This is a genomic window from Candidatus Phycosocius bacilliformis (assembly GCF_003112735.1).
GTDB classification, from domain to species: domain Bacteria; phylum Pseudomonadota; class Alphaproteobacteria; order Caulobacterales; family Aquidulcibacteraceae; genus Aquidulcibacter; species Aquidulcibacter bacilliformis.
The window spans coordinates 222,031-244,391 of record NZ_BFBR01000004.1 but is presented as its reverse complement, the minus strand read 5'-3'; the positions used below and the strand labels follow the sequence as shown (position 1 = coordinate 244,391).

Annotated in this window: 23 protein-coding genes; 8 read left to right on the top strand and 15 right to left on the bottom strand. The window is 58.0% G+C overall.

The genetic code is table 11. The annotated features are described in order from the left end of the window. Positions 1–120: 120 nt before the first annotated feature. The 6 genes from PbB2_RS08310 to PbB2_RS08285 all read left to right on the top strand — a co-directional run bounded on the left by PbB2_RS08310 (position 121) and on the right by PbB2_RS08285 (position 6,092). Positions 121–2,427 (top strand): TonB-dependent receptor, encoded by a 2,307-nt coding sequence (locus PbB2_RS08310; protein ID WP_108984840.1) that lies wholly within the window; start codon positions 121–123, stop codon positions 2,425–2,427. A 4-nt stretch (positions 2,428–2,431) separates the two neighbouring features. Beyond that, positions 2,432–3,403 (top strand): aliphatic sulfonate ABC transporter substrate-binding protein, encoded by a 972-nt coding sequence (locus PbB2_RS08305; RefSeq protein ID WP_108984839.1) that lies wholly within the window; start codon positions 2,432–2,434, stop codon positions 3,401–3,403. Between the two features lie 3 nt (positions 3,404–3,406). After that, positions 3,407–4,189 carry an aliphatic sulfonate ABC transporter permease SsuC gene (gene ssuC / locus PbB2_RS08300; RefSeq protein WP_108984838.1) on the top strand — a complete coding sequence of 261 codons (783 nt, stop codon included), beginning with the start codon at positions 3,407–3,409 and terminating at the stop codon, positions 4,187–4,189. 3 nt (positions 4,190–4,192) lie between these two features. Continuing rightward, on the top strand, positions 4,193–4,951 hold the full coding sequence (locus PbB2_RS08295) for an ABC transporter ATP-binding protein (protein ID WP_108984837.1): 759 nt from the start codon (positions 4,193–4,195) through the stop codon (positions 4,949–4,951). Between the two features lie 164 nt (positions 4,952–5,115). Continuing rightward, on the top strand, positions 5,116–5,727 hold the full coding sequence (locus tag PbB2_RS08290) for a CC0125/CC1285 family lipoprotein (protein ID WP_238164921.1): 612 nt from the start codon (positions 5,116–5,118) through the stop codon (positions 5,725–5,727). Further along, entirely contained in the window at positions 5,727–6,092 is a 366-nt protein-coding gene (locus PbB2_RS08285) for a cupin domain-containing protein (protein WP_108984836.1), read from the top strand. Before PbB2_RS08290 ends, PbB2_RS08285 begins: the two co-directional genes overlap by 1 nt. Here PbB2_RS08285 and PbB2_RS08280 read toward each other — a convergent pair. After that, entirely contained in the window at positions 6,089–6,832 is a 744-nt protein-coding gene (locus tag PbB2_RS08280; RefSeq protein ID WP_108984835.1) for a superoxide dismutase, read from the bottom strand. The genes PbB2_RS08285 and PbB2_RS08280 overlap by 4 nt on opposite strands. Positions 6,833–6,981: 149 nt before the next feature. Here PbB2_RS08280 and PbB2_RS08275 point away from each other — a divergent pair, with 149 nt between their 5' ends. Next, positions 6,982–7,185 carry a SlyX family protein gene (locus tag PbB2_RS08275; protein WP_108984834.1) on the top strand — a complete coding sequence of 68 codons (204 nt, stop codon included), beginning with the start codon at positions 6,982–6,984 and terminating at the stop codon, positions 7,183–7,185. A 12-nt stretch (positions 7,186–7,197) separates the two neighbouring features. On the opposite strand, the gene PbB2_RS08270 is transcribed toward PbB2_RS08275, so the two are convergent. The 12 genes from PbB2_RS08270 to PbB2_RS08215 all read right to left on the bottom strand — a co-directional run bounded on the left by PbB2_RS08270 (position 7,198) and on the right by PbB2_RS08215 (position 16,294). Next, entirely contained in the window at positions 7,198–8,271 is a 1,074-nt protein-coding gene (locus PbB2_RS08270) for a DUF2332 domain-containing protein (protein ID WP_108984833.1), read from the bottom strand. Beyond that, entirely contained in the window at positions 8,271–9,440 is a 1,170-nt protein-coding gene (locus PbB2_RS08265) for a CaiB/BaiF CoA transferase family protein (protein ID WP_108984832.1), read from the bottom strand. The genes PbB2_RS08270 and PbB2_RS08265 overlap by 1 nt, the downstream gene beginning before the upstream one ends. A gap of 314 nt (positions 9,441–9,754) precedes the next feature. Further along, positions 9,755–10,249, bottom strand: coding sequence for a hypothetical protein (locus PbB2_RS08260; protein ID WP_133245759.1), 495 nt, complete (start codon positions 10,247–10,249; stop codon positions 9,755–9,757). Between the two features lie 54 nt (positions 10,250–10,303). Continuing rightward, positions 10,304–11,446 carry a CaiB/BaiF CoA transferase family protein gene (locus PbB2_RS08255; RefSeq protein WP_238164920.1) on the bottom strand — a complete coding sequence of 381 codons (1,143 nt, stop codon included), beginning with the start codon at positions 11,444–11,446 and terminating at the stop codon, positions 10,304–10,306. 5 nt (positions 11,447–11,451) lie between these two features. Further along, positions 11,452–12,009 carry a lipocalin family protein gene (locus tag PbB2_RS08250; RefSeq protein WP_108984829.1) on the bottom strand — a complete coding sequence of 186 codons (558 nt, stop codon included), beginning with the start codon at positions 12,007–12,009 and terminating at the stop codon, positions 11,452–11,454. After that, positions 12,006–12,419, bottom strand: a complete 414-nt coding sequence (locus PbB2_RS08245) for a GFA family protein (RefSeq protein ID WP_108984828.1) — start codon at positions 12,417–12,419, stop codon at positions 12,006–12,008. The genes PbB2_RS08250 and PbB2_RS08245 overlap by 4 nt, the downstream gene beginning before the upstream one ends. Continuing rightward, positions 12,413–12,805, bottom strand: a complete 393-nt coding sequence (locus PbB2_RS08240) for a type II toxin-antitoxin system VapC family toxin (RefSeq protein ID WP_108984827.1) — start codon at positions 12,803–12,805, stop codon at positions 12,413–12,415. Before PbB2_RS08240 ends, PbB2_RS08245 begins: the two co-directional genes overlap by 7 nt. Beyond that, positions 12,802–13,053: an antitoxin gene (locus PbB2_RS08235; protein ID WP_108984826.1), complete on the bottom strand. Its 252-nt coding sequence runs from the start codon at positions 13,051–13,053 to the stop codon at positions 12,802–12,804. Before PbB2_RS08235 ends, PbB2_RS08240 begins: the two co-directional genes overlap by 4 nt. An 89-nt stretch (positions 13,054–13,142) precedes the next feature. Next, positions 13,143–13,676, bottom strand: coding sequence for a GNAT family N-acetyltransferase (locus PbB2_RS08230; RefSeq protein ID WP_108984825.1), 534 nt, complete (start codon positions 13,674–13,676; stop codon positions 13,143–13,145). An 11-nt stretch (positions 13,677–13,687) separates the two neighbouring features. Beyond that, the gene (locus tag PbB2_RS08225) at positions 13,688–14,884 is read right to left on the bottom strand and encodes an acyl-CoA dehydrogenase family protein (protein WP_108984824.1); all 1,197 of its coding nucleotides are present in this window, start codon (positions 14,882–14,884) and stop codon (positions 13,688–13,690) included. Between the two features lie 37 nt (positions 14,885–14,921). Continuing rightward, complete coding sequence (locus PbB2_RS08220; protein WP_085338348.1) at positions 14,922–15,443, bottom strand: MaoC family dehydratase; 522 nt, start codon at positions 15,441–15,443, stop codon at positions 14,922–14,924. A gap of 2 nt (positions 15,444–15,445) precedes the next feature. Continuing rightward, entirely contained in the window at positions 15,446–16,294 is an 849-nt protein-coding gene (locus tag PbB2_RS08215; RefSeq protein ID WP_192576242.1) for an HpcH/HpaI aldolase/citrate lyase family protein, read from the bottom strand. 88 nt (positions 16,295–16,382) lie between these two features. Between PbB2_RS08215 and PbB2_RS08210 the strand changes: the two genes are divergently transcribed. Next, positions 16,383–16,973 (top strand): VOC family protein, encoded by a 591-nt coding sequence (locus PbB2_RS08210; RefSeq protein WP_108984822.1) that lies wholly within the window; start codon positions 16,383–16,385, stop codon positions 16,971–16,973. On the opposite strand, the gene pheT is transcribed toward PbB2_RS08210, so the two are convergent. Both pheT and polA read right to left on the bottom strand, forming a co-directional pair. Next, positions 16,970–19,357: a phenylalanine--tRNA ligase subunit beta gene (gene pheT / locus PbB2_RS08205; protein WP_108984821.1), complete on the bottom strand. Its 2,388-nt coding sequence runs from the start codon at positions 19,355–19,357 to the stop codon at positions 16,970–16,972. The two genes, PbB2_RS08210 and pheT, sit on opposite strands and share 4 nt — an antisense overlap. Before the next feature lie 28 nt (positions 19,358–19,385). After that, the gene (polA, locus tag PbB2_RS08200) at positions 19,386–22,292 is read right to left on the bottom strand and encodes a DNA polymerase I (RefSeq protein WP_108984820.1); all 2,907 of its coding nucleotides are present in this window, start codon (positions 22,290–22,292) and stop codon (positions 19,386–19,388) included. Positions 22,293–22,361: the final 69 nt, after the last annotated feature.

Sequence of the window (22,361 nt, the reverse complement as noted above, 5' to 3'; positions counted from 1 at the left end):
GGCACCCCATTTTCAAAATGGCTTCATCAAAGACAACAACGCTTGCATTTTAGCTCAGGAACGTGATCTTGACCTGCATCAAGACGGTCCTGAGAGATCGAGTACTACTGAGGGGAAAATATGCGTCATCTTTTACTTGGGTCCGCTGCGGCGGCCACTTTGTTCGTTGCCATGGGCACAAGCGCCTTTGCGCAGGCAGCACCTGAAGCCAAATCCGACTCCGGAGCTGAAGTCATCATCGTGACAGCTCAAAAGCGCGTTCAAAACGTGCAGGAAGTTGCAGCCGCCGTGACCGTCGTCGGTGGCGAACAGGTCGAACGCGCTGGTGGTTACAATATCGAAAGCGTGCAAGCCCAGATCCCGACTTTGAACTTCCGCAAAGGCGGCACCAATCTGAACTCGTCGCTGTTCCTGCGTGGCGTTGGCACCATCAATTTCTCCATCGCTGCCGAGCCCAGCGTGGCTGTGGTGCTTGACGGGGTTGTTTTGGCGCGCGCAGGGGAAGCCTTTGGCGATCTCTCCGACATTCAGCGCATTGAAGTGCTGCGTGGGCCACAAGGCACGCTGTTTGGCAAGAATTCCTCGGCTGGTGTGGTCAATATTGTTTCGAAGGCCCCCGGACGGGTCCACAGCGGCGACATTCAACTGACCGCCAATGATGGCAATGAATACAAGCTGCGCGCGTCGGTCGACATGCCATTTTCTGACTCGGTTCGCTCGCGCGTCACCGTGTTTGGTGGCTCATATGATGGCAATATCACCAATCTGACCACCGGCGGCAAGATTAATGGCTATGAGCGTTACGGCGTTCGCGGCATTTTGGACATTGATGCCTCCGACGCGTTGAAAGTGCGCTTGATCGGCGACTATCGCAAAGCTGATGATAATTGCTGCGGCGAAGTGATTGGGACTGCCCCAACCGGTGCCAATGGCCCCGCCCTCGTTTCTCTGTTGCCTGGCATTACCTTCGCTGGCGACAAGACCCGCACCGTGCGCCACAATCTGGTGACCCGGACCGAAGAAGAAGCATGGGGCGTTTCAGCCCAGGCAGATTGGACGGCGGGCGACTTTACGGTCACCTCGATCACCGCCTATCGCGGTTGGGACAATCGGGAAGTCCGCGAAGGCGACTGGCTTGATCGGCCAGCAGCCTATGTTGGCAACGGCTTTGCCCAATTGCACGATGATGGTCCACAAACCTCCACCACGTTCAGCCAGGAATTGCGCCTGACCTCGCCCAGCGGCGAGAAGTTGGAATATGTGTTGGGTGCCTATTACGCCAATGCTGAAACCGAGCGCGACTTCCGTCGGGACGTCATCGTCTGTACCGCCTCGACTCTGGCTATCGACACGACCGGCCAACGTCCATGCTCGACCGCGAGCGGGGTTTCGACCTTTGTCACCGCCTTCTCAAGCGCCAATTTCGGCTCTGAGTCGCGCAACGCCGCTGTGTTTGCGGATGGCTCTTACAAATTCTCCGACAAATTGTCGGTTGTCGGCGGGGTTCGCCTCACCCAAGACAAGCTGAGCTATTATCACAACCGCGTTCCTGCTCCTGTGGGCGGCCTGCCCGGCTTGCGCAACGATTTGAGCGGCTTCAAGGGCAGCACACGTGAGGACAATGTTTCAGGCAAGCTGGGTCTGAAGTATCAGGCTACCGACGACATCAATTTTTATGTCACCCAGTCGCGTGGTTATAAGGGCCCTGCCTACAACGTGTTCTTCAATATGAACCCGACCGGCCTGAATGCTATTTCACCTGAGACAGTGGATTCGACCGAAGGTGGGGTGAAAACCGCATTCCTCGACAACCGCATCCTGCTGAACCTCGCCGTGTTCCGGGCCGAGTACAAGAATTTCCAGGCCAATAATTTCGACACCCTCAATGGTGTTGTCATCACGCGTTTGACCAATGCAGGTAATGTCTCGACGACCGGTCTGGAGCTGGACTGGTTGATCCGAGCCGACAATGGTCTGACGATCAATGGTGGTCTGGCTGTTACGGATGCCCAAATCGAAGAGTTCCGGGACGCCAATCTGGTGCTGTCCCCGGCGCGTCGGGGTGAGCGTCTGGCCTTGTCGCCACGCCTGAAGGCCTCACTGGGTGCAGATTATCAGTGGGAGCCTGCTTCTCTCCCAGGGATCATCTATTTCAATGGTCAGGTCTCCTACACCAGCGATCAATTCTCGGATCTGGGTGAAAATCCCTTGTTGCGCATTCCTGAGACAACCATCGTTGATGCGTCGATCGGGTTCAGCGACAAGGAAGATCGCTATCGCCTGACTCTGAACATCAAGAACCTGACCGACCAGCAATATGCATCGCTGGTCACGCCGGGCGGCCCAGGCGGGTCATTGCGCTATCTGATCCCGCGTGAAGCAGACCGCTATTTCGGTCTGACCCTGCGCGCGAAGTTCGGGGGCTAATCACATGGCTGCGATGGCCGATAGGTTCTCGCGTCGTGGTCTCTTGGTCGCAGGGGCAGCTTCGGCTGCCCTTGCCGCCTGTGGCCAGGCCAGCAAAACCACAGGCAAGGGCGTCAATCTCGCCTTTCAAAAGAACGGGGTCATGCTGGTGGCCCAAACACGCGGTTCGCTGGTCGAACCTTTGAAGGTTGCGGGAATTGATCCCGTGAACTGGGTTGAATTTCCCTCTGGACCTCCGCTCTTGGAGGCCATGGCCGTCGGATCGGTTGACTTAGGCCTGACTGGGGACACGCCGCCAATCTTCGCCCAAGTGGCTGGGGCACCGATCAAATATGTCGCCCAAGTCCGTTTGTCGGGCAAAGCCGGGGGCATTATCACCCCCAAAGGGTCGTCCTTACAGTCGCTTAAGGACCTGAAGGGCAAGAAATTATGCTTCACCCGTGGCTCGTCAGCGCATAACAGCGCCGTGGTGGCGTTGCAGAGTGTTGGTTTGAGCCTGAATGACGTTGAATCCATCAATCTGGGCCCGGCCGATGCTGCAGCTGCTTTTGCCCAAGGTGGCATTGACGGCTGGGTGATTTGGGACCCTTATTTCACACTGGCAATCCGTGATCAGGGTGCGCGCGTGTTGACGGGGCTGGATCAATTGGGCGGCGGTGCCAGCTTCCTTTTGGCCAATGCGAAATTCGCCGACGCCCGTGGTGAAGACCTCAAGGCCCTGCTAACCGCTATCGCCAAGGAAGGCGATTGGTGCGCCGCCAATACCGATGCAGTGGCTGAGATTACCGCCAAGGCATCCGGCCTTGAGCTTGACTTGCTCAAGGACACCATGAAGCGAACAGACTTCAAGGTAGAGCCACTGAGTGATGATGTGCTGTCTGCCCAGCAAGCAACGGTTGACCGGTTCGCACAATTGGGGATCATACCCAAACGTGTGAGCATCAGTGATGCCGCTTGGCGCGGCTGGACAGGGTAAATCATGGCAACAACGGCCTCTGACGGTCCTCTCAATAAGGCACTTCCCTGGATGGTGCCGGTTGGTTTGGTTATCCTCTGGCAAGTTGCCGCCAGCCTTGGTTGGCTCCCGCCCAATATTCTGCCCGCCCCCAGTGCGGTGCTCCAGGTGGCGTGGGACAAGCTGGTTGATGGCAGCCTGCTGGATAATCTGGGCGTCAGCTTCGCCCGCGCCATGAGCGGGCTGATCATTGGCGGGGCGATTGGCTTTGGTCTGGGCTTGCTGAATGGCCTCAGCAAGACCGGCGAGATGTTGCTGGATCCTACCCTGCAGATGATCCGCAACATTCCGCACCTCGCACTGATTCCCCTTGTCATCATCTGGTTTGGCATTGGCGAAAATGCACGCCTGTTCTTGGTGGCGCTTGGTGTATTTTTCCCGATCTATCTCAACACCTTGCATGGTGTGCGCAATGTCGACCCGCAATTGATCGAAATGGGCCGCATCTATGGCATGAACAATCGGACCTTGTTCATCAAGGTCATCCTGCCGGGCGCTTTGCCGTCGATCTTTGTCGGACTGCGCTTTGCCCTGGGGGTAATGTGGCTAACCCTGATCGTGGCAGAAACCATTGCTGCCAATTCCGGTATTGGTCACATGGCGATGGCAGCGCGTGAATTCATGCAGACTGACATCGTTGTGTTGTCCATTGTTATTTATGCCATTCTGGGCAAGCTGGCTGATAGTGCCACCCGGGCGCTGGAGCGCCGGTTCCTAGCCTGGAACCCAGCCTATGCAAAGGTATAAGCCATGAGTGCTCAACCTACCGGCGGCTCCCGCATCAGCCTGAAACAAGTCCAAAAGGCCTTTGGCAGCAATATCGTGTTGCAAGGCATTGATCTGGAAATCCCTGAAGGCCAGTTCGTATCCATCGTTGGTAAGTCTGGCTGCGGCAAATCCACACTGCTGCGCCTGATGATTGGGCTGGATGCCCCAACCGGTGGTACGCTTGATGCTCCGGCTTTGAAGGCCCAAGCTGCCCGTATTGTGTTCCAAGAACCGCGCCTGTTGCCGTGGGCCAGCGTGCAGGCCAATGTCGCGGTCGGATTGGGAGCCAGCCAAACCGGCCCGGAGGCCAACAAACAGGCTGAAGCCATTCTGGACGAAGTCGGGTTGAAGGGCCGCGAAGGCTTGTGGCCGTCGCAATTGTCTGGCGGCATGCGTCAGCGCGTGGCTTTGGCGCGCGCTCTGGTCTCTCGCCCGACGCTATTGGCGCTGGATGAACCCTTAGGCGCACTCGATGCCCTGACCCGGATTGATATGCAGGCGTTGTTGGAAGGTGTGTGGCAGGACCTGGGCTTTACGGCTTTGTTGGTGACCCATGATGTCGGCGAGGCTGTGGCCTTGGGTGATCGGGTCATTCTGATTGACCAGGGTCGCGTGGCGCTTGATCTGACCATTGACCTGCCAAGGCCACGCCGTCGCGGCACGCCCGAATTTGCCGCCCTTGAGGGCCAAATCCTCGATACGTTGTTCGGTGACGACCCCCGTGCCCGGGAAGCGCATTAGGAAGTGTGACGTCCAACCACGCTGCAGACCAGGCAAAGGCGCGGGGGCCAGAACTTCTGGTGGGATCAGTCATCACAAAGCTGGAATTCACCAGTCTTGACCCTTGCCGAAAGATGGCGGAGCGCGCATTTTATCCACTCGGGACGGGCAAGTGGAGACAAAAGATGAAGACGCTTGTAACTTTGACGGCCCTTTGCGCAACCTTCTGTCTGACGGCTTGCGCCACCACCACCAGCCCCACAAACGGCGCGACGCCTTACCAGGCAGCAAGCGCCGGCAAGTTTGGCTTTACCGATCAGCGCATCGAATCCAATCGCTTCCGCATCATTTTCGAAGGCAATACGCGCACCACGCGTGAGCAAGTCGAAGATCGTCTCTTGCTGCGGGCAGCGGATGTGACAATCGAGAATGGCTATGACTGGTTCCAGATAGCCCAACGCGCCACCGACCCTAAAACATTTACGCGGCCACGTTTGGGATCGCGTTGGTCGGTCGCAAGCTCTTATTCGACTTTTCATCCCCGTTATGGCTGGATCAATGTCTATGATCCATTCTGGCCGCGCGGCCCATTCGACCCCTTCTATGACCCGTTCGACGATGAAGAGGTGACCCGCTTCCAAGCGACAGCAGAGATTATTCTCGGAAAAGGGTCAAAACCGGCTGATCGTGTTGATGCCTTTGACGCCCGCGATGTGCGCGCCAATTTGGCCAGCCGCGTGATCCCCCCGGCACCGCAGACGCCAGCGCCGACCGATACGGCCAAAACCGCGTCCTGATGCGTCTGATCAGCTTTCGAGATAGCCTCGCGCCGTTTGAGCCCTGGCAACCTGACCCAGATCGTGTGGTGGTCGCCGGGGCCACCGGTGGCACCCAAAATCTCTATGAGAGCGTAGATGGGCGTGTGTTCGCCGGGGTTTGGCGCGCCAGTCCCGGTGCGTGGCGGGTCAAATATGATGAGATGGAATATTGCCACATCACCCAAGGCCGGGCGCGTCTGACCGGGTCAGACGGCACGGTTCTGGACGTGTCACAAGGCGACGGTTTCGTGATTCCCAATGGCTTTGAAGGCGTGTGGGAGGTCCTGGACGCCATGGAAAAGCATTATGTGATCGTGCTGCCGCCCGACGTTCACGCACCCTAGGGCTTTATGGCTTCGGCATAAAGGCTGGAGACCTTGTTCCAATTGATCAGGCTCCACCAAGCATCGACATAATCGGCGCGTTTGTTCTGATATTTCAGATAATAGGCGTGTTCCCACACATCATTGCCAAGGATGGGCTTGCCGCGAAAATCGCCGACATCCATCAAAGGGTTGTCCTGATTGGGGGTGGAGCCAATGGCCAGCTTGCCATCCTTGCCCACAACGACCCAGGCCCAGCCAGACCCGAAACGGCCCATGGAGGCGGCGCGGAATTGCGCCTTGAAAGCATCAAGCGAGCCAAAATCCCGGGTGATGGCGGCGGCCAGTTCGGGTGAAGGCGCGCCGCCCGTACCGACCGGGGCCATGATCTGCCAATAGAAGCTGTGGTTCCAATGCCCGCCTGCATTGTTGCGAATCGCCGCAGGGGCTGTCGATGCGCCCGCCAAAAGCGCCTCCAGGCTCTTACCCGCATAGGTCGGGTTGGCGGCCACCGCGGTATTCAGGCCGGCCACTTGGGCACCGTGATGGCGCTCATAATGCAGGCGCATGGTGGCGGTATCAATCACAGGCTCCAAAGCCTCAAAACCATAGGGCAAAGCGGCTTGCACAAAGGCAGGCGTCGCCGCGGGGGCCGTCGCAGGTGCGCTGTTTGGGCTGGCGGTTTGGGCCATGGCGGGTGCGGCTATGCAGCCGACAGTCAGGGCGATCAAAGCGGCTGTGGTGGTGAGGGAAAAGCGCATGGGTGTCCTGCGGTGAAAGAGGTGAAAGCACATGATGTTTGACCCAAGATGGTCGGCGCCTTGTGGTAAAGCAAGCTCTTAGGTGCTGACATTTCTGTCACTCCCGCGCCGTGATCCGCTAAAGAGGCTGTCACACATCGGAGCACATCATGGAATCGCGTCTTGAAGCCTTGGAAATTCACGTCATGCATTTGATGCGGACGGTGGAAGAACTCTCAGACCTTTCCAATGCGCAGGCCCGCGAAATCACCCGTCTGACTCGCCGGGTTGATCATTTGTTGGAGCGCGAAGCCCAGCGCCAGCATGAACAAGCCGAGCTGCCACCGGCTGACCAGAAGCCACCCCATTATTGAGGCCGTGCGGGCTCAAGCCCCGTGCCAATGAACAAAGCGACCATGGGGGTCAAGTTCGGCTAGAACCCGACGCCGACCTGAAGGCCATTCGATCAATTCCAACACCATATTGGCCCCCTGCTGGGCATGGCCCAAAATTCCACCCGGTTCAAACCGCAGCCAAGCCAGCGGGGCCGCGGGCGTGGCGCGTGCGCCTTCGGTTTCGATGGCGTGTGTGATGACATCGCGCACGGCTTGCGGCGGATATTGGAAAAAGACGGAATGATACACGACAGTCAGCGCATCTTTCGCGCGGGCCGCAAGCTTGGCCTTAATCCAGTCGGCTGCATCGCCTTTTTCGGGCGTGATGGATTGGGCTTGGGCAATTTCCATGGCCGCATTGACGCGCTCGAGACGCTCGGGCTGGTCTGGCCAGATATAGGCGCGCAGCCGAAGCCGATCTTCTGCCAGAGCCGTATTCAAGGGATTCTGATCACAGGCCGCGCGGTTGCGGATGGCAACATGGTCTGGAAAGCGCGGCGCAGGACCCATCCATTGTGTGGAAAGCGCCACGCGCGGTCCCGCGATGGGGCTGTGCCACTGCCAACTGCCACCATCATAGTGGAAGCGGTCCATGCTGAGATTGAGTCCGGCCGACGCCCCAAGCTCCAACACATCCATCGGCCCATCAAAGGCCTCAGCAGCAGCACACAGGCCGGGCCATAGGCCCATAGCGCGGCGCACCTCATTGGTCTGGGGTGGGGACTTTAGAAACGCGCGTGCCCAAGACTCACGTTCGCGCAAGGTCACACGCGCCACTGGCCAAGCCTCCGCCATAGACCAAGCACGGCCTTGCTGCGGCCAGACTTTGGCCAAGCTGCCGTCTGGATCGGTCAGGACAATGGCATGCAGGGCACCCGCCAAGCGCAGCGCTAAAGCATCTTGGATAGGCTGCGTAGGCCAACCCCCGGTCAGATCTGCAATGACCCCACCGGCCTCAAAATCATTGGCCATGGTTTCGCATAAGGCAGCCGTGAAGGGGGAGTCGAAGGTTGTGCACCAAATGGCCTGTTGTCGCAGGGCCTCTGGGATTGTGACATCCACCATCAGATTGCACCACGCGCTTTCAGCGCGGCAATGGCGGCAGGATCAAGGCCTGCCTCTCCAGCCAATGCCTCAGAATCCGCGCCATAGGCGGGTAGGCTGAGCGTGGCCCGACCCGGTTCATCCCGGAAGCGGATGGGGATGCCCAAATGCTTATTGCCATCCGCATCGGTCAGCACCATGCCGCGCGAGATGGTATAGGGGTCTTCCATCGCATCCTTTAGGCTGCGCACGGGCGCCCAGCACAGATCGACGTCTTTGAGAAAGGCGCTCCATTCCTCCAAGGTCTTGCTGGCAAAGGTTTCTTCGAAATAGCGCTTGAGCGGGTCTTGGCCGGGACCGGGTTCCAGCTTGGCATAGTCAAAGAGGTCGGGCCGTCCCAAAGCGTCGAGCAAATTCTTGGCGAAATGATGCTCTGACCCACCCAAGACCAGGAACTTTCCATCCTTGGTCTCATAGGGGCGATACATGGCCGCCCCGCCAAAGGGCCGCATTTGTTTGGCCACCGGATGGGCATTGTCGGCAAAGACGGGGCCCAGAACGTTGGGCGTCCAAGCCAGAAGCGCATCATACATGGAAAGATCGATATAATCGCCCTTGCCCGTCTCTGCGCGGCGATAAAGGGCCATCATGATCGCGGCAAAAGCCATCAGGCTGGCAGCCATATCCGCTGCGGGGATGGAGGGGCTGGCGGGCTTATCATCGGTTAAGCCCCGGTTGAGATCGACCAGACCTGCCATGGCTTCCATCGTCAGATCATGGCCGGGCTTGTTCACATATTTGCCGTCCTGACCAAAGCCCGCGATGGAACAATAGACGATCCGCGGGTTGATCGCGGCGATGGTGTCATAGTCCACGCCCAAGCGTTTCACGACGCCTGGTCGGAAAGCTTCGACAATCACATCCGCCTCTGCGGCGAGCTTCAGGAACAGTTCACGCGCTTCTGGGTCTTTCAGATTGATCTTCAGGCTGCGCTTGCCGCGCGCAATGTTGCGAAACCACACCGACACACCGTCTTCGGTCTTATAGCCAATCACGCGGGTGGGCTCACCCACACCATTGGCAGGCTCAACCATCACGACATCGGCCCCATGATCGGCCATCATCATGGTCATATGCGGCCCCGGCAAAAAAGCAGAGAGGTCGAGAACTTTTAGGCCTTGGAGTTTCATGATGTTACTTTTCTCTTGCGACACAGCCTCTATGCCATAAGAGCATCGGTGATTTCAAAGCCCATCTCGGCTGCGCCACACACCAGCCAATTCGTCCAGCGCTCGTTATTGTCAAAACATCAGAAGCTGTAATCACCCACAATCGAGATTTCGTTCGTGCGAGGTAAGGGAATGGTTTCCGGGTCCATTATCTTGCCCAGTAGGTCCAAGGGAATGTGGCTGATCTACGTAACCAAGACCACTACAAAGGCAGGCAACCCGATGCCCAGTGCGAAAGCGATCCAACCTAATGCGAGAAAAGTGCGCTCATTGTTTTAGGCTTGGTTGCCTTCAACCAGTGGCCGAGCCCGGCGCGTCAGCAGAATGGGTGCTGCTATCAGCATAATGCCCACCATGGCCAGCCCCACGACAAACCCATACATGGCCAGCTGCGACAACATCGCGGCCTGATGCGTCCAAGCATCCAAAAGCAACTGGGCGTTCGCATTGGGCTCTTGGCGAGATATTTCTGTACCTGCGCTCCGGTAGATTTCGGCGGCAAACATCATTGCTGCTAATCCGAAAACATAGCATTTGCTTAAAAATCCAAGACCCCAAAGCAGTTTTGACTTCGGCAAATTGGGCGGGAGCTTTGCAGAGAAGACAACAATCCAGAAAGGTATTGTGCAAGCAGCGGACGCAAGGGTCAGCAGCAGAGGTGCATCAACAATGAACACGCCGCAAAGCCACTTTGCTCCCAAAAAGAAGAAAAAAGCTCCATAGACCATAATGGTAAGTTGATCTTCCATAGTCGCACGTTTGTCGTTCATCATCAAAATCCAACCAAATAAGTTTAAGATCGATATGGTGGATCTAGCGAAATTTCAACTTTGCGCTACAGCGTGCTCTCCCATTTTTGGCGCGCGCTTTCCAGCGGGCCGCTTGCCATTGACCTTGATCGGGCTGGCCAACATGCGCAAGCGGCCATCCTTGGCATCGGGATGGTCAACCACGTCGGTCATGCCGATGGCCTTCACATGGGTGCTGTCGAGGGCTTGGGCGATGTCATAAATGGGGGCGACGGGAACCTGCCCGCCCAAAAGCGCAATCCAAGCAGATGTGGGCTGGGTTGAGAGCAAGGTATCAAGCACGTCGGTCAAATCAGCCAGATTGGCCCGTCGGGCTGGGATGCTGGCAAAGCGGGGATCGGTCAACAGGTCTGAGCGGCCCATCTTGGTGCAAAAAATCTCCCAGAATTTTGGCGTTTGGCACATGAGCATGAGCCAGCCGTCTTGGGTCTTGAAGGCCTGACTGGGCGCGATGGAAGGATGTGCCCCGCGTGGCAGGCGGCCGACTTGCACCCCCTCATTGAGGTACCACGTGGCTGGATATGACAGTTGGTGCAAGGCGGTATCAAACAAGGCGACATCCACATCACAACCCTTTCCCGTCCGGTGCGCACCGAGGATGCCCGCCAAAAGGGCGACAGCCAACTGGCTTCCGGTGTGAAAATCAATGATCGACAGGCCGCATCGAACCGGCGGGCCATCGGGCTCGCCACTCATGGACATCAGACCTGCTTCGGCCTGCATCAGATAATCATAGCCCGGCCAAGACGCCCGCTCATTATCGCGTCCGTAGGCGGAAAGATGGGCGCAGACGATCTTGGGGTTGATCGCTTTCAAATCCTCATAGGTGATGGCCATCTTGGCCGGCTGATCGCCGCGCAGATTATTGGCCACCGCATCGGCTTCCCGCACCATGGCCTCAAAGGCAGCCCGGCCTTCAGCAGTCTTAATCTCGAGTGCCACCGAGGATTTGCCACGCGAAAATGTCTGGAAGAATTGGCTGTCCTGCTCGCCCAGGAAGTAGGGGCCCGTCGCGCGGCTGACATCGCCACCCATGCTGGGTGCTTCGATTTTGATGACCTCAGCACCCAGATCCGCCAGCAACATCGTGCCATAAGGCCCCGCACCATATTGCTCAATCGACAGGATTTTGATGCCCGCAAGGGGAAGCTCAGCCACCGACATCACTTCTGCACCGTGTCTTTGAGAAGGTCGGTGCGAAAGCCATTGCGCTCGGCGGCTGCATTCAGCGCGGCGCGTTGCTCGGCGCTGATGGTTTTGGTGCGCGCCAAGAGCCACAAATAAGAGCCATTAGGGCTTCCCACCAAGGCTGTCTGATAATCGGGATCAAGATACAGCACCCAATAATTGCCATCGCCCTTTGGCAAGGGAATGGGGGCGAAATTGACCGCCAATTTGGTGTTGTTGGAGCCTGCAATCACCGAGGCCACGCCTTGAACACTGCGCGGTTTGCCATCCTTGGTCCCGGTCGCACACGTATTGGTGACGCCAACCCGACCATCAGGGCGCAGGGCATATTGGGCCGTGACACCCTCGCACTTTTTCTGGAAGCTATTGGGATAGCGGGCAATCTCATACCACGTTCCAGCATAGCGATTGAGATCGACAGCGGCGACTGTCTGCGGCGGTGGGGCGTCCTTGGCCCGGCCCATCGTGCCTGCCACACACGCGCTTAGGGCCAAACTGGCGGTCAGCAACAAAGCACAAAAATGCGGTCTCATGGGTGTTTGCCTTTCAAAGGTGAAACAGATTTATGCGCCAGTTTGGCGGCATTGGCTTCCCAATTCTGTCCGTCAAACGGAACAATGGTCAGGTCTGGGGCCTTACCCGGATCAAAGCAGTTCGCATTCACACTAATCCCATCGGGATTGGAGCGCGGCGTGTAGAATGGCTTGACCCCGCAGCGCGAGCAGAAGGTATGGTTGGCCACGCCTGTATTGAAACGGTAGGAGGTCAGGCACTCGGCCCCCGCCAAGAGCCGGAAATGATCTTGTGGCACAATCAGGTGCACAAACCCCGTCCGCGCACACATGGAGCAATTGCAGGCCTCCACCTCGGCTGTGTCGGCGCACAGCACCTCAAACCGCACATCCCCACAATGGCACGAGCCGGTGCGCCATGTCTTCACCATCCCAACACCTCTAAGTCTGTGATGTCGTCAAAGTCTTGCGGATTGAGCGTCACCAATGTCGCCTGTGCATTCAAAGCCTGGGCAGCAATCATCCGGTCGAGGATTTTGCGGCGTGAAAACCCACAGGATTGCAAGATCAATCCATACCGGTCTGCATCCTTCTCCTCGAAGGGGAGCACAGGCATGAAGGAAAGGAAAACATCAAGTCGCTGTCGCCTCAGTGCAGCGGACGATGGCTCTCGGTGAACGCCGCCCTCCAGCTCAACACGCGTGATGACAGAAATCGCGAGCCGCCCGCTGAGATTTTGCAGCTTCTCTAGAATGTCCCGACTGCGATCGCGAACTTCAATGGCAACGCTGGTATCGAGCAGGTAAAGCGGGCTCATAACCCCTCGCGCTCAGGAAAGATATCGGGATCGCGCGCTTCAATGTCGGCGACGTCAGGCAGGTTTCGGAGCTCTGCTAACATTTGTTGGAAGCTAATTTTGCCGGACCGCGGGGTTGGACGCAGGGTAATAACATCTCCCTCGCGTACCATCTCCAATTCCGTGCCTTCAGGAAAGGCCAGCGCTTTTGGCAAGCGCACCGCTTGGCTATTGCCACTTTTGAACGTCTTGGTTTTGTGCGTCGCCATCGTCCTGTCCTCGATTGATTGTATATACACGTATATACATGATTGCCGGATGAGGGGCTAGGGGTAAGAAGTCTGATTGGGATAAGCCATCAAGCCTGTTGGCTCCTTGCCAAATATTCCTCGCGGGTTTGGCCCCATTCGTCATTGACAATGTGGTCATAAGGCGGCGGCAATTGAATGGGGCCTAAGTTTCTGGAGCCGATTTTCGTCGCGATGGCGCAGGAGGCGCGATTTTGAGGGCGAATGGTATGGATAATGCGGGGCCATTTCAGCACCTCAAAAATCCAGTCACGACACGCACTTGCGGCCTCCACAGCATAGCCCAGACCTTGGAAGCGCGTTGCAATCACCCATCCAAGCTCGCGGTCGGGCCAGCCATAGGGCTTATGGGGCCCAACACGGCCGACAAATGAGCCACTTTCGCGTTCGAAAACCGCAAAAACCCCATAGCCGCGCAACTGCCAAGACCCAGCCGCCGCCGCAAATGACCGCCAAGCCTCAGGGCCAGTTACGGGCTTTTCGCCCGCTTCAAGCAAGTTAGGGTCGGCCAATAGGGCCGCCCAAGCCTCAAAATCTGCCTCAGTGGGAGGGCGCAAGATGAGACGGGCGGTCTCGAGCATCATCCTCGCCCATCCTAGACCGGATTGCGCGCCACCAATTGCTTGGCGATGATGATGCGCTGCATCTCATTGGTGCCTTCGCCAATGCACATCAGCGGCGCATCGCGATAGAGCCGTTCGATGACATATTCCTTCGAATAGCCATAGCCGCCATGGATGCGCATGGCTTCGAACGCCACTTCCACGGCGGTTTCAGAGGCAAAGAATTTTGCCATGCCGGCTTCCATATCGATCCGCTCGCCGCGATCAAAGGCCGCTGCCGCATCCTGGGTCAGAAGTTCCGCGGCGCGCGTTTTGGCGGCCATTTCGCCCAGTTTCAGCTGAATGGCCTGATGCTCACAAATCGGCTTGCCCATTGTCTTGCGCAACTGGGCATATTTCACGCTCTCAGCCAAAGCACGCTTGGCAATGCCGACCGAGCGGGCAGCGATATTGACGCGGCCAATCTCAAGGCCACCCGTGGCCATGATGAAGCCCTTACCTTCTTCACCACCAACCAAGCTCTTCTTGGCGTCGACTTCATAATCTTCAAAGATGAATTCGCCTGAATCAATGCCCTTATAGCCGAGCTTTTCCAGCTTCTTGCCATTCTTAATGCCTTTGAGCGGGACTTTGGTTTCGGGGTCAATCTTGGGTACGATCAGCATGCTCATGCCTTTGTGACGGGGCTGGGCATCGGGGTCGGTCTTGACCAACAAGGCCACGCAATGGCCTTCGATCGCGTTGGAAATCCAGGTCTTGGTGCCATTGACGATATATTTGTCGCCTTGACGGCGCGCGACGGTGCGGATGCCTTGCAAGTCTGTGCCAGCATCGGGTTCTGTGAGGCCCAAACCACCGCGCATTTCACCGGTGGCAAACTTCGGCAGCCAATAGTCTTTCTGATAATCGGTGCCAAAGCGCTGCACCACGGTTGCCATCATCAAATGGGAATTGAAGATGCCTGTCAGGCTCATCCATTCCTGCGAGATCATGGTGACGATTTTCGAATAGGTGGTCGCCGACAGGCCAAGGCCGCCATAATCGGGATGGATGATCGCGCCAAACAGCCCAAGCTCTGCCATGTCTTGGACGAGGTCGGCTGGCCATTCATTGTCATGCTCTAGCTTCATCGCCACAGGGGCGACTTTCTTCTCAATCCATTTCTGGATCGCGTCCAGCATCTGGCGCTCATCTGCCTCGCTGATATGTCCGAAATGTCCGTCTGCCATGTCGCGTCTCCTCGTCAGCCTTAGCTGTCCTGCACGATCAGTAATTGCCCACTTTGTCCTCAACCGCGTGGCCGCGGGCAGGGATCAGCATGTTGCGCTTGAAGGTACACACCATGACGCCGTCTTGGTTGAACCCCTTGGTGATAATGGTGACAATGCCCTGCCCGGGGCGGCTGGCGCTCTCTCGTTTGGCCAGCACTTCGCTTTCGGCATACAGCGTATCACCGGCAAACACCGGTGCGGTGAACTTCACCTCGTCCATACCCAGATTGGCGATCGCCTTTTGGCTGGTATCGGTCACGCTCATGCCAATGCACAGTGCCAAAGTATAGGGTGACACAACCAGATTCTTTTTGAACTCGCTGGCGGCGGCAAATTGCGCATCGAAGTGCATCGGGTGGGTGTTCATGGTCATCAAGGTGAACATGTGATTGTCATATTCAGTGATGGTCTTGCCCGGGCGGTGCTCATAGACATCGCCGACCACAAAGTCCTCAAAATAGCGACCAAAGGTCTCGCGGTATCGCTGGGGACCCACTTCTTTCACGTTTCGAACCATGGTTAGAACTCAATTCCTGCTTTGGACAACACGCGCTCTGCGCGCAGATAAACGGGGATGTCGAGGAGTTTGCCGTCGAGCAAAATGGCGCGGCCATCTTGGGACTTGCCCGCGTCAATCACGCGCTTAGCCCAGTCTAACTCCGCCTCGGACGGGGAGAAGACTTCATTGACGATGGCGACTTGGCTGGGGTGGATGCAGGCCTTGCCGTCAAAGCCCAGCGCCTTCACGCGCACGCATTCTGCACGAAGACCTCCTTCATCTTTCACGTTCAAATAAGGCACATCCATCAAGGATCCGTTGGCAACGCGGGCTTCAGTGGCCAAAGTGGTGCGGGCATGGAAAAGGGCTTCCCAGTCCATACCGGTGCCAATGGCGAGGGAAAAATCAGCACCGCCAAACAAGATTCCCCCAGAACTGCCGCAAATCTCGGCAATCTCGGCTGCATTCTTGAGGCCACCAACGGATTCAACAACCGCCCACAGGCCGACCCGCTCCTGACCAGAGCCTGCCAAATCGAGCAAATGCACCAGATTGGCCAAGGCGGGCCCAGAGGCTGCTTTGGGCACCATCAGATAATCAGGCTTTACCCCCGCTTCGGCCAAGGCAAGAATGTCCTTTAGCCCGTCGAGCGTATCAAGCCCATTCATCCGCACCCCAATCGCGCAGGCTTGGCCCCGCTCACGGCCGGTCAGATAAGCCATCACCCCGGCCCGCGCATCGGCTTTATCTTGCGGTGGCACAGCATCTTCCAAGTCGATGCACACCGCATCGGCCCCGGCGGCCAGCGCCTTGTCAAAGCGGTCCGGGCGTGAACCTGGCACGAAGAGAAGTGAGCGAAAGCTTTTCATTTGTCCGGACATTTAACCTGATATAGGCTGGCGTCAATTCGAAACCGCGCCGGTTCATGAGATTGGTTCGGATGTCAGGAGACTTCATATGACGACTCAATGGTTTAGCCTTCGTGCTCTGGGTGCTGGTCTGGCTCTGGCTACAGTCCCTCTCACCCCGGCACTGGCACAGACCGGCCCGCAAATGCCATCCTCTCAGCCTGCTGAGGCTCCTTATCAGGGCGCATATTACAAGCGTCAGCTCTATGTGGTGACCGATATGGAGCGGGCTTTGACATTGTGGCGCGACGTGATGGGCCTGGAGCCCGGTGCCATCACGGTTTCTGGCCCCAATTCCTACTCGCGCGAAGTATTCAATATTCCTGCAGAAGCCCAGATGCGCTTTTGCACGTTAAGTGCGGGCCCCAATCAGGTGAGAACCCTCGCCTTGCTGGAGGTTAAGGGTGTGGCGCTGCCGCCCAAGACCGGGATTCGCACCACGGGGGCGGTCATCAATGCCAATGGGCGCTTGGCTGACATCATCGCGCAGGCCAAGGCGATGGGTCTGACGGTTTTCGGTCCGCGCGTCTTGCCCTCGCTCGGGCAGGGTGATGGTGTTGAACAGGGCTTTCTGGATTGGGATGGGAATGTGATCGTGCTTTACGAGTTTCCCAAGTCCGACCCGCCCAGCGTCCGCTAGCGCAGACGAGCACCCAACTTGTCGGCAGCTGCGATGATCTTGGTGCTGACGGCCTCAATTTCGGCCTCTGTCAGCGTATGCTCACGCGGCTGCAAGGTGACTTGCACCCCCAGCGACACATGGCCATCGGCCACACCGGGCCCCTGATAGCGGTCAAACAGACTGACGTCGGAGATCAATGTCTTGTCGACCTGGCCCACTGCGCGCAGGAGGTCGCCAGCTGCCATGTCGGCTTTCGCCAAGAAGGCAAAGTCACGTGACAAAGGTTGTAAGGCTGAAGCATCCAGCTTGGCCTTGGTCTTTGTGGGCTTCACCTTGGCCGGTGGCAGGGCATCGAGGAAAAGCTCAAAACCATAGACCGGTCCGTCCACCCCCATGGCTTTGAGGACGCGCGGATGCAGTTCGCCAAACTCCGCCAGTATGGTCTTAGGGCCGAGCTTAAATGTGCCAGACCGGCCAGGATGCCACCACGCCCGCGCACCTTGTACGGTTTGTAGGCCACCCATGGCGGCCCCCATGGCCTCCAGCATGGCCAACACATCGGCTTTCACGCTGAATACATCTGGTTTGGCCGCGCCATCCCAATGGCGAACATGACCCCGCGTGACACCGGCAATAACCATCTCCTGATCTTTCGGCCCATCGCCGCGATAGACCGGACCGGCTTCAAACAAGGCGAGGTCGCCAAAGCCGCGATCGGCATTGCGTTGGGCTGCTAATAGCAGATGGATCAAGGCGCTGGGTCGCATGCAATCGAGGTCTGAGGCGATGGGGTTGGCCAGAACCAAAGCCCCGCCGCCCTGGGCAGCGCCAAATAACTCACAGGTCGCGCGGCTGGCGAAGCTCCACGTCACCGCTTCCATCCAGCCGCGGGCAGCGAGGCTGCGTCGGCCTAAACGGACCCGGTTTTGCGCCGCGGTTAGTAGGGGCTCTTTCCTGCCTTTGCGCTCTGGCAATTTGGCCGTCGGCAAGCGGTCAAAGCCAGCGATGCGCGCAATGTCTTCGACCAGATCAGCGGGGCCTGCCACATCCCGCCGCCACGTGGGGACGCCAACTTTGCGGGTTCCCGCCCCGGTCACGTCCGGTGAGAAGCCCAAAGCAGTCAGGATGGTGTCAATTTCGCCATCGCTGAGGTCTAGGCCCGTCAAGCGATGCACTTCCTTGGTGGCAAAGGGCACGGCTTCTGGGGCCGCAGGAACTTCCCCGGCAATAATGACGTCTGAGGCGGTGCCGCCGCACAGCTCCAGGATCATTGCGGTGGCAAGCTCTAGCCCATCCACCATGAAACCTGAATCAACACCCCGCTCAAAGCGGTATTTGGCATCAGATTGGAGGCCTAAGGCGCGCGCGGTTTGAGCGATCGTCAAAGGCGCGAACAAGGCACTCTCGACAAAGACATCAACGGTCTCTTCAGAGCAACCCGACGACAGGCCACCCATAATGCCGCCCAAGCCCAGAGGTCCGGCTTCATCGCCAATGACACACATGGCGGAGGTCAACTCATACGTCTTGCCATCGAGGGCGACAAAGCTTTCGCCTGCCTCACCCATACGCGCCACAATGCCGCCGGTCAGTTTGGCCGCATCATAGACATGCAGAGGCCGAGCGCGGTCATAGGAAATGAAATTGGTGATATCAACCAGTGCATTGATCGGGCGCAGGCCAATGGCGCGCAATCGATCCGCCAGCCACGCAGGGCTTGGCCCATTTTTCACGCCCTTAATCAAGCGGCCCGCGAAAGCGGGGCAGGCCTCAGGCGCGTCGATGGTCACGGTCACCGGACAGGGGAAGCTGCCAGCTACTGGTTTAACTGAATGATCTTTCAGTGTGCCGAGACCGGCTGCAGCCAATTCACGCGCGATACCCACCACGCCGAGCCAATCGGGGCGGTTTGGCGTCACTTCAAAGTCGATCACCGCGTCAGCAAGGCCTAAAGCGGCAGCGGCGGGCGTGCCAACGGCCAGAGCGTCATCAAGCTCAAGGATGCCATCGCTCTCTTCGGCGGTTTCCAGCTCAGCCGCCGAACACAACATGCCGTTGGAGACCACGCCGCGCACGGCCCGCGGCTCCAACGTAATGCCGCTACCGGGAATAAAAGTACCCAAAGGCGCATAAACCGTTGTCAGGCCTGGCCGTGCATTGGGCGCACCGCAGACGATTTCCTTCATGCCGTCGATTGTTTCAACCTGGCAGACTTGCAAGCGGTCGGCATTGGGGTGACGCGCGGCCGCGACAATACGCGCGACTGAAAAAGCTTTCAGTTTGTCGGCTGGATCCTCCCAATGCTCGACTTCGAGGCCCGCCATCGTCATGGCGTCCAGCACTTCCGGCAGAGCAGCTTCGGTCGCCAGATGATCGCGAAGCCAAGACAAGGTGAATTTCATGGTGGCAGATTCCAGAGAAGTAAGTGGTTTAGTGCGCCTCAGCCCAGGTGCTGGCAGCACGCGCCTCAACCACCAGTGGCACCGTCAAGGCAACAGCAGGCAGGGCGGCGCGCTCCATCACCTTGGCAACCAGCGCACATGTGGCTTCGGCTTGGCTTGCCGGCGCTTCAAATACAAGCTCGTCATGCACTTGCAACAGCATTCTGGCCGACAAACCGGCTTCTTTCAGTGCCGCTGGCAGGCGGATCATCGCACGCTTGATGATGTCTGCTGCCGCCCCCTGCAATGGCGCGTTGATGGCCTGACGTTCGGCAAACGCCTGTTCGGCTTGGCTCTTGGCATGAATGCCGGGGACCCAGCAACGGCGGCCAAAAATGGTTTCGACATAGGTTTTTTCCCGCGCCATTGTCTTCATCGCGTCCATATAGGCCTGAATGCCGGGGAAGCGCTGCTTATACATGGCGATATAGTCGCGGGCCTCGCCCTGCGGGATCGAGAGCTGACGGGCCAGACCAAAGGCTGAGATGCCATAGATAATGCCGAAATTGATTGCTTTGGCTTTGCGGCGCACCATCGGGTCCATCCCGTCCAACGGCACGCCAAACATTTCTGATGCGGTCATGGCGTGAATGTCATGGCCGTCGATAAAGGCGCGCTTCAATTGGGGGATGTCGCCGACATGGGCCAACAGCCGTAACTCAATCTGGCTATAATCAGCAGAGATCAGCAGATTGCCCGGTTCTGCCACAAAGGCCTTGCGGATGCGGCGACCTTCTTCGGTGCGGATCGGAATATTCTGCAGATTGGGGTCGGTGGAGGATAACCGCCCCGTGGCCGCCCCAACCATGTTGAAGGATGTGTGGACCCGGCCAGTCCGCGCGTCGATGGCATCCTTGAGATTATCAGTATAGGTGCTCTTGAGCTTGGCCAAGGTGCGCCAATCCACAATGGTGCGCGGCAAGTCATGGCCTTGGGCGGCCAGGTCCTCCAGCGCATCCGCCCCGGTGGCCCATTGCCCGGTTGCGGTCTTCTTGCCGCCTGGCAAAGCCATTTTGCCAAACAAAATGTCGCCCAATTGCTTGGGACTGCCCAGATTGAAGTTTTCCCCGGCCTGCTCATGGGCTTGGGCTTCAAGTCCAGTCATGCGCTGGGCAAAATCGAGCGACAGGCGCGAGAGTTCCGCCACATCGACTTTGACGCCAGCTTGCTCCATCGCCGCAATGACAGGGACCAAGGGGCGCTCCAGCGTTTCATAGACAGTGGTGCAACGCTCCTGCACCAGACGCGGTTTCAAGATGTGCCACAGGCGCAAGGTGATGTCGGCATCTTCGGCGGCATAGGCCGTGGCCCGGTCAATCGGCACTTGATCAAAGCTGATCTGGGATTTGCCCGTGCCACACACATCCTTGAATGCGATGGGCTGATGGCCCAACAGGCGCAGCGATAAATCATCCATCCCATGGCTATTGCGTCCGGCATCAACCGCAAAACTCATCAGCATGGTGTCATCAATTGGATGGATGGCGATGCCGTGCTGGGCCATGACCGACAGATCATATTTCAGGTTCTGGCCGATCTTCAGGATGGCATCATCTTCTAAAACCGGCTTGAGACGGGCCAGAACATCACCCAACCCCAATTGACCGGGCAAGCGGGCGAGGCTGACCTCTGGGCTGGCGAAGAGATCACCAGTGCCACCCAGTGCACCCGCTCCACGATGGCCGACCGGGATATAGCAGGCAATGCCGGGCTCAACGGCCAGAGATAGGCCCACCAGACTGCCCGACACGCTATTGAGGGCGTCGGTCTCCGTATCAAAGGCGACATGGCCTTGGGTCCGCACACGCGCCAGCCAGTCATCAAGACGGGCCAAGTCGGTGATGGTTTCATAAGCTGAATGCTTGACCGGGGCATAAACGGCCGGGGGGATGACCGCTTGGCCTGGTTGTGCTTGAGGGCCAGCCGGCTGGGCAGGGGCAGGGGTCACGGGCGCGCCGATGCCGACTGGGCCATGGTCAGCCTTGTCAGCCACATAGCCATCACGCCGCAGCCCGGCTTCCACCCGCCCGGTCAAGGTGCGCAATTCCATGCGGCGTAGAAACTCCAGCAACACCTCCGGCTCGGGTTCGCGAACGCCAAAATGTTCCAGATGTTCCAGAACGGGCACATCATTCATCAGGGTCACCAGCCGCTTGGAAATCTCAATCTGTTCGCGGAACTGGATCAGCGTCTCCCGCCGCTTGGGCTGTTTGATCTCGTGCGCACGGTCGAGCAATTCTTCCAGCGTACCAAATGTTGCCAGTAATTCTGCCGCCGTCTTAACCCCGATGCCCGGCGCACCGGGCACATTGTCGGTGCTGTCGCCTGCCAAAGCCTGCACATCAATGACTTGGGCGGGGCCGACGCCAAATTTATCCATCACCGCTTCGGGCCCCAACGGGCGGTCCTTCATCGGATCATACAGGAAAATCTTGTCGGTGATCAGCTGCATCAGATCCTTGTCCGAGGACAGGATGCGCACCTTCGCACCTTTTTCGGCCGCTTGGCGCGCATAGGTGGCAATTAGATCGTCAGCCTCATAGCCCGGCAATTCAACAGACGGCAGGCCAAAGGCGCGGGTGGCCTCGCGTATCATCGGAAATTGCGGCACCAAATCTTCCGGGGCCGGTGGGCGGTTAGCCTTATAGGCGGGGTAAATGTCATTGCGGAACGTCGGGCCTGACGCATCAAAAATGACCGCAAGATGGGTCGGTTGGTCGCCGTCGCGCTCATCGGCCAACAGCTTGAAAATCATGTTGCAAAAGCCCGATACTGCACCAATCGGGGCTCCGTCACTTTTGCGCGTCAAAGGCGGCAAGCCATGAAAGGCCCGGAAAATATAGCCGGAGCCATCCACCAGAGTGACGCGGGAATCGGGGCCAATTGGATGAGTCATGACCCGACTTTAGGCCAGCCCCGCGCCACTTCCAAGCCGAGTTGATGTTTGACGTTCACCATGTCGGAT

Excerpts from the sequence above, each read along its gene's own strand:
- PbB2_RS08310 (WP_108984840.1), top strand. The coding sequence starts at position 121 with ATGCGTCATCTTTTACTTGGGTCCGCTGCGGCGGCCACTTTGTTCGTT.
- PbB2_RS08305 (WP_108984839.1), top strand. The coding sequence starts at position 2,432 with ATGGCTGCGATGGCCGATAGGTTCTCGCGTCGTGGTCTCTTGGTCGCA.
- ssuC (WP_108984838.1), top strand. The coding sequence starts at position 3,407 with ATGGCAACAACGGCCTCTGACGGTCCTCTCAATAAGGCACTTCCCTGG.
- PbB2_RS08295 (WP_108984837.1), top strand. The coding sequence starts at position 4,193 with ATGAGTGCTCAACCTACCGGCGGCTCCCGCATCAGCCTGAAACAAGTC.
- PbB2_RS08290 (WP_238164921.1), top strand. The coding sequence starts at position 5,116 with ATGAAGACGCTTGTAACTTTGACGGCCCTTTGCGCAACCTTCTGTCTG.
- PbB2_RS08285 (WP_108984836.1), top strand. The coding sequence starts at position 5,727 with ATGCGTCTGATCAGCTTTCGAGATAGCCTCGCGCCGTTTGAGCCCTGG.
- PbB2_RS08280 (WP_108984835.1), bottom strand. The coding sequence starts at position 6,832 with ATGCGCTTTTCCCTCACCACCACAGCCGCTTTGATCGCCCTGACTGTC.
- PbB2_RS08275 (WP_108984834.1), top strand. The coding sequence starts at position 6,982 with ATGGAATCGCGTCTTGAAGCCTTGGAAATTCACGTCATGCATTTGATG.
- PbB2_RS08270 (WP_108984833.1), bottom strand. The coding sequence starts at position 8,271 with ATGGTGGATGTCACAATCCCAGAGGCCCTGCGACAACAGGCCATTTGG.
- PbB2_RS08265 (WP_108984832.1), bottom strand. The coding sequence starts at position 9,440 with ATGAAACTCCAAGGCCTAAAAGTTCTCGACCTCTCTGCTTTTTTGCCG.
- PbB2_RS08260 (WP_133245759.1), bottom strand. The coding sequence starts at position 10,249 with ATGAACGACAAACGTGCGACTATGGAAGATCAACTTACCATTATGGTC.
- PbB2_RS08250 (WP_108984829.1), bottom strand. The coding sequence starts at position 12,009 with ATGAGACCGCATTTTTGTGCTTTGTTGCTGACCGCCAGTTTGGCCCTA.
- PbB2_RS08245 (WP_108984828.1), bottom strand. The coding sequence starts at position 12,419 with ATGGTGAAGACATGGCGCACCGGCTCGTGCCATTGTGGGGATGTGCGG.
- PbB2_RS08240 (WP_108984827.1), bottom strand. The coding sequence starts at position 12,805 with ATGAGCCCGCTTTACCTGCTCGATACCAGCGTTGCCATTGAAGTTCGC.
- PbB2_RS08235 (WP_108984826.1), bottom strand. The coding sequence starts at position 13,053 with ATGGCGACGCACAAAACCAAGACGTTCAAAAGTGGCAATAGCCAAGCG.
- PbB2_RS08230 (WP_108984825.1), bottom strand. The coding sequence starts at position 13,676 with ATGATGCTCGAGACCGCCCGTCTCATCTTGCGCCCTCCCACTGAGGCA.
- PbB2_RS08225 (WP_108984824.1), bottom strand. The coding sequence starts at position 14,884 with ATGGCAGACGGACATTTCGGACATATCAGCGAGGCAGATGAGCGCCAG.
- PbB2_RS08220 (WP_085338348.1), bottom strand. The coding sequence starts at position 15,443 with ATGGTTCGAAACGTGAAAGAAGTGGGTCCCCAGCGATACCGCGAGACC.
- PbB2_RS08215 (WP_192576242.1), bottom strand. The coding sequence starts at position 16,294 with ATGAAAAGCTTTCGCTCACTTCTCTTCGTGCCAGGTTCACGCCCGGAC.
- PbB2_RS08210 (WP_108984822.1), top strand. The coding sequence starts at position 16,383 with ATGACGACTCAATGGTTTAGCCTTCGTGCTCTGGGTGCTGGTCTGGCT.
- pheT (WP_108984821.1), bottom strand. The coding sequence starts at position 19,357 with ATGAAATTCACCTTGTCTTGGCTTCGCGATCATCTGGCGACCGAAGCT.
- polA (WP_108984820.1), bottom strand. The coding sequence starts at position 22,292 with ATGACTCATCCAATTGGCCCCGATTCCCGCGTCACTCTGGTGGATGGC.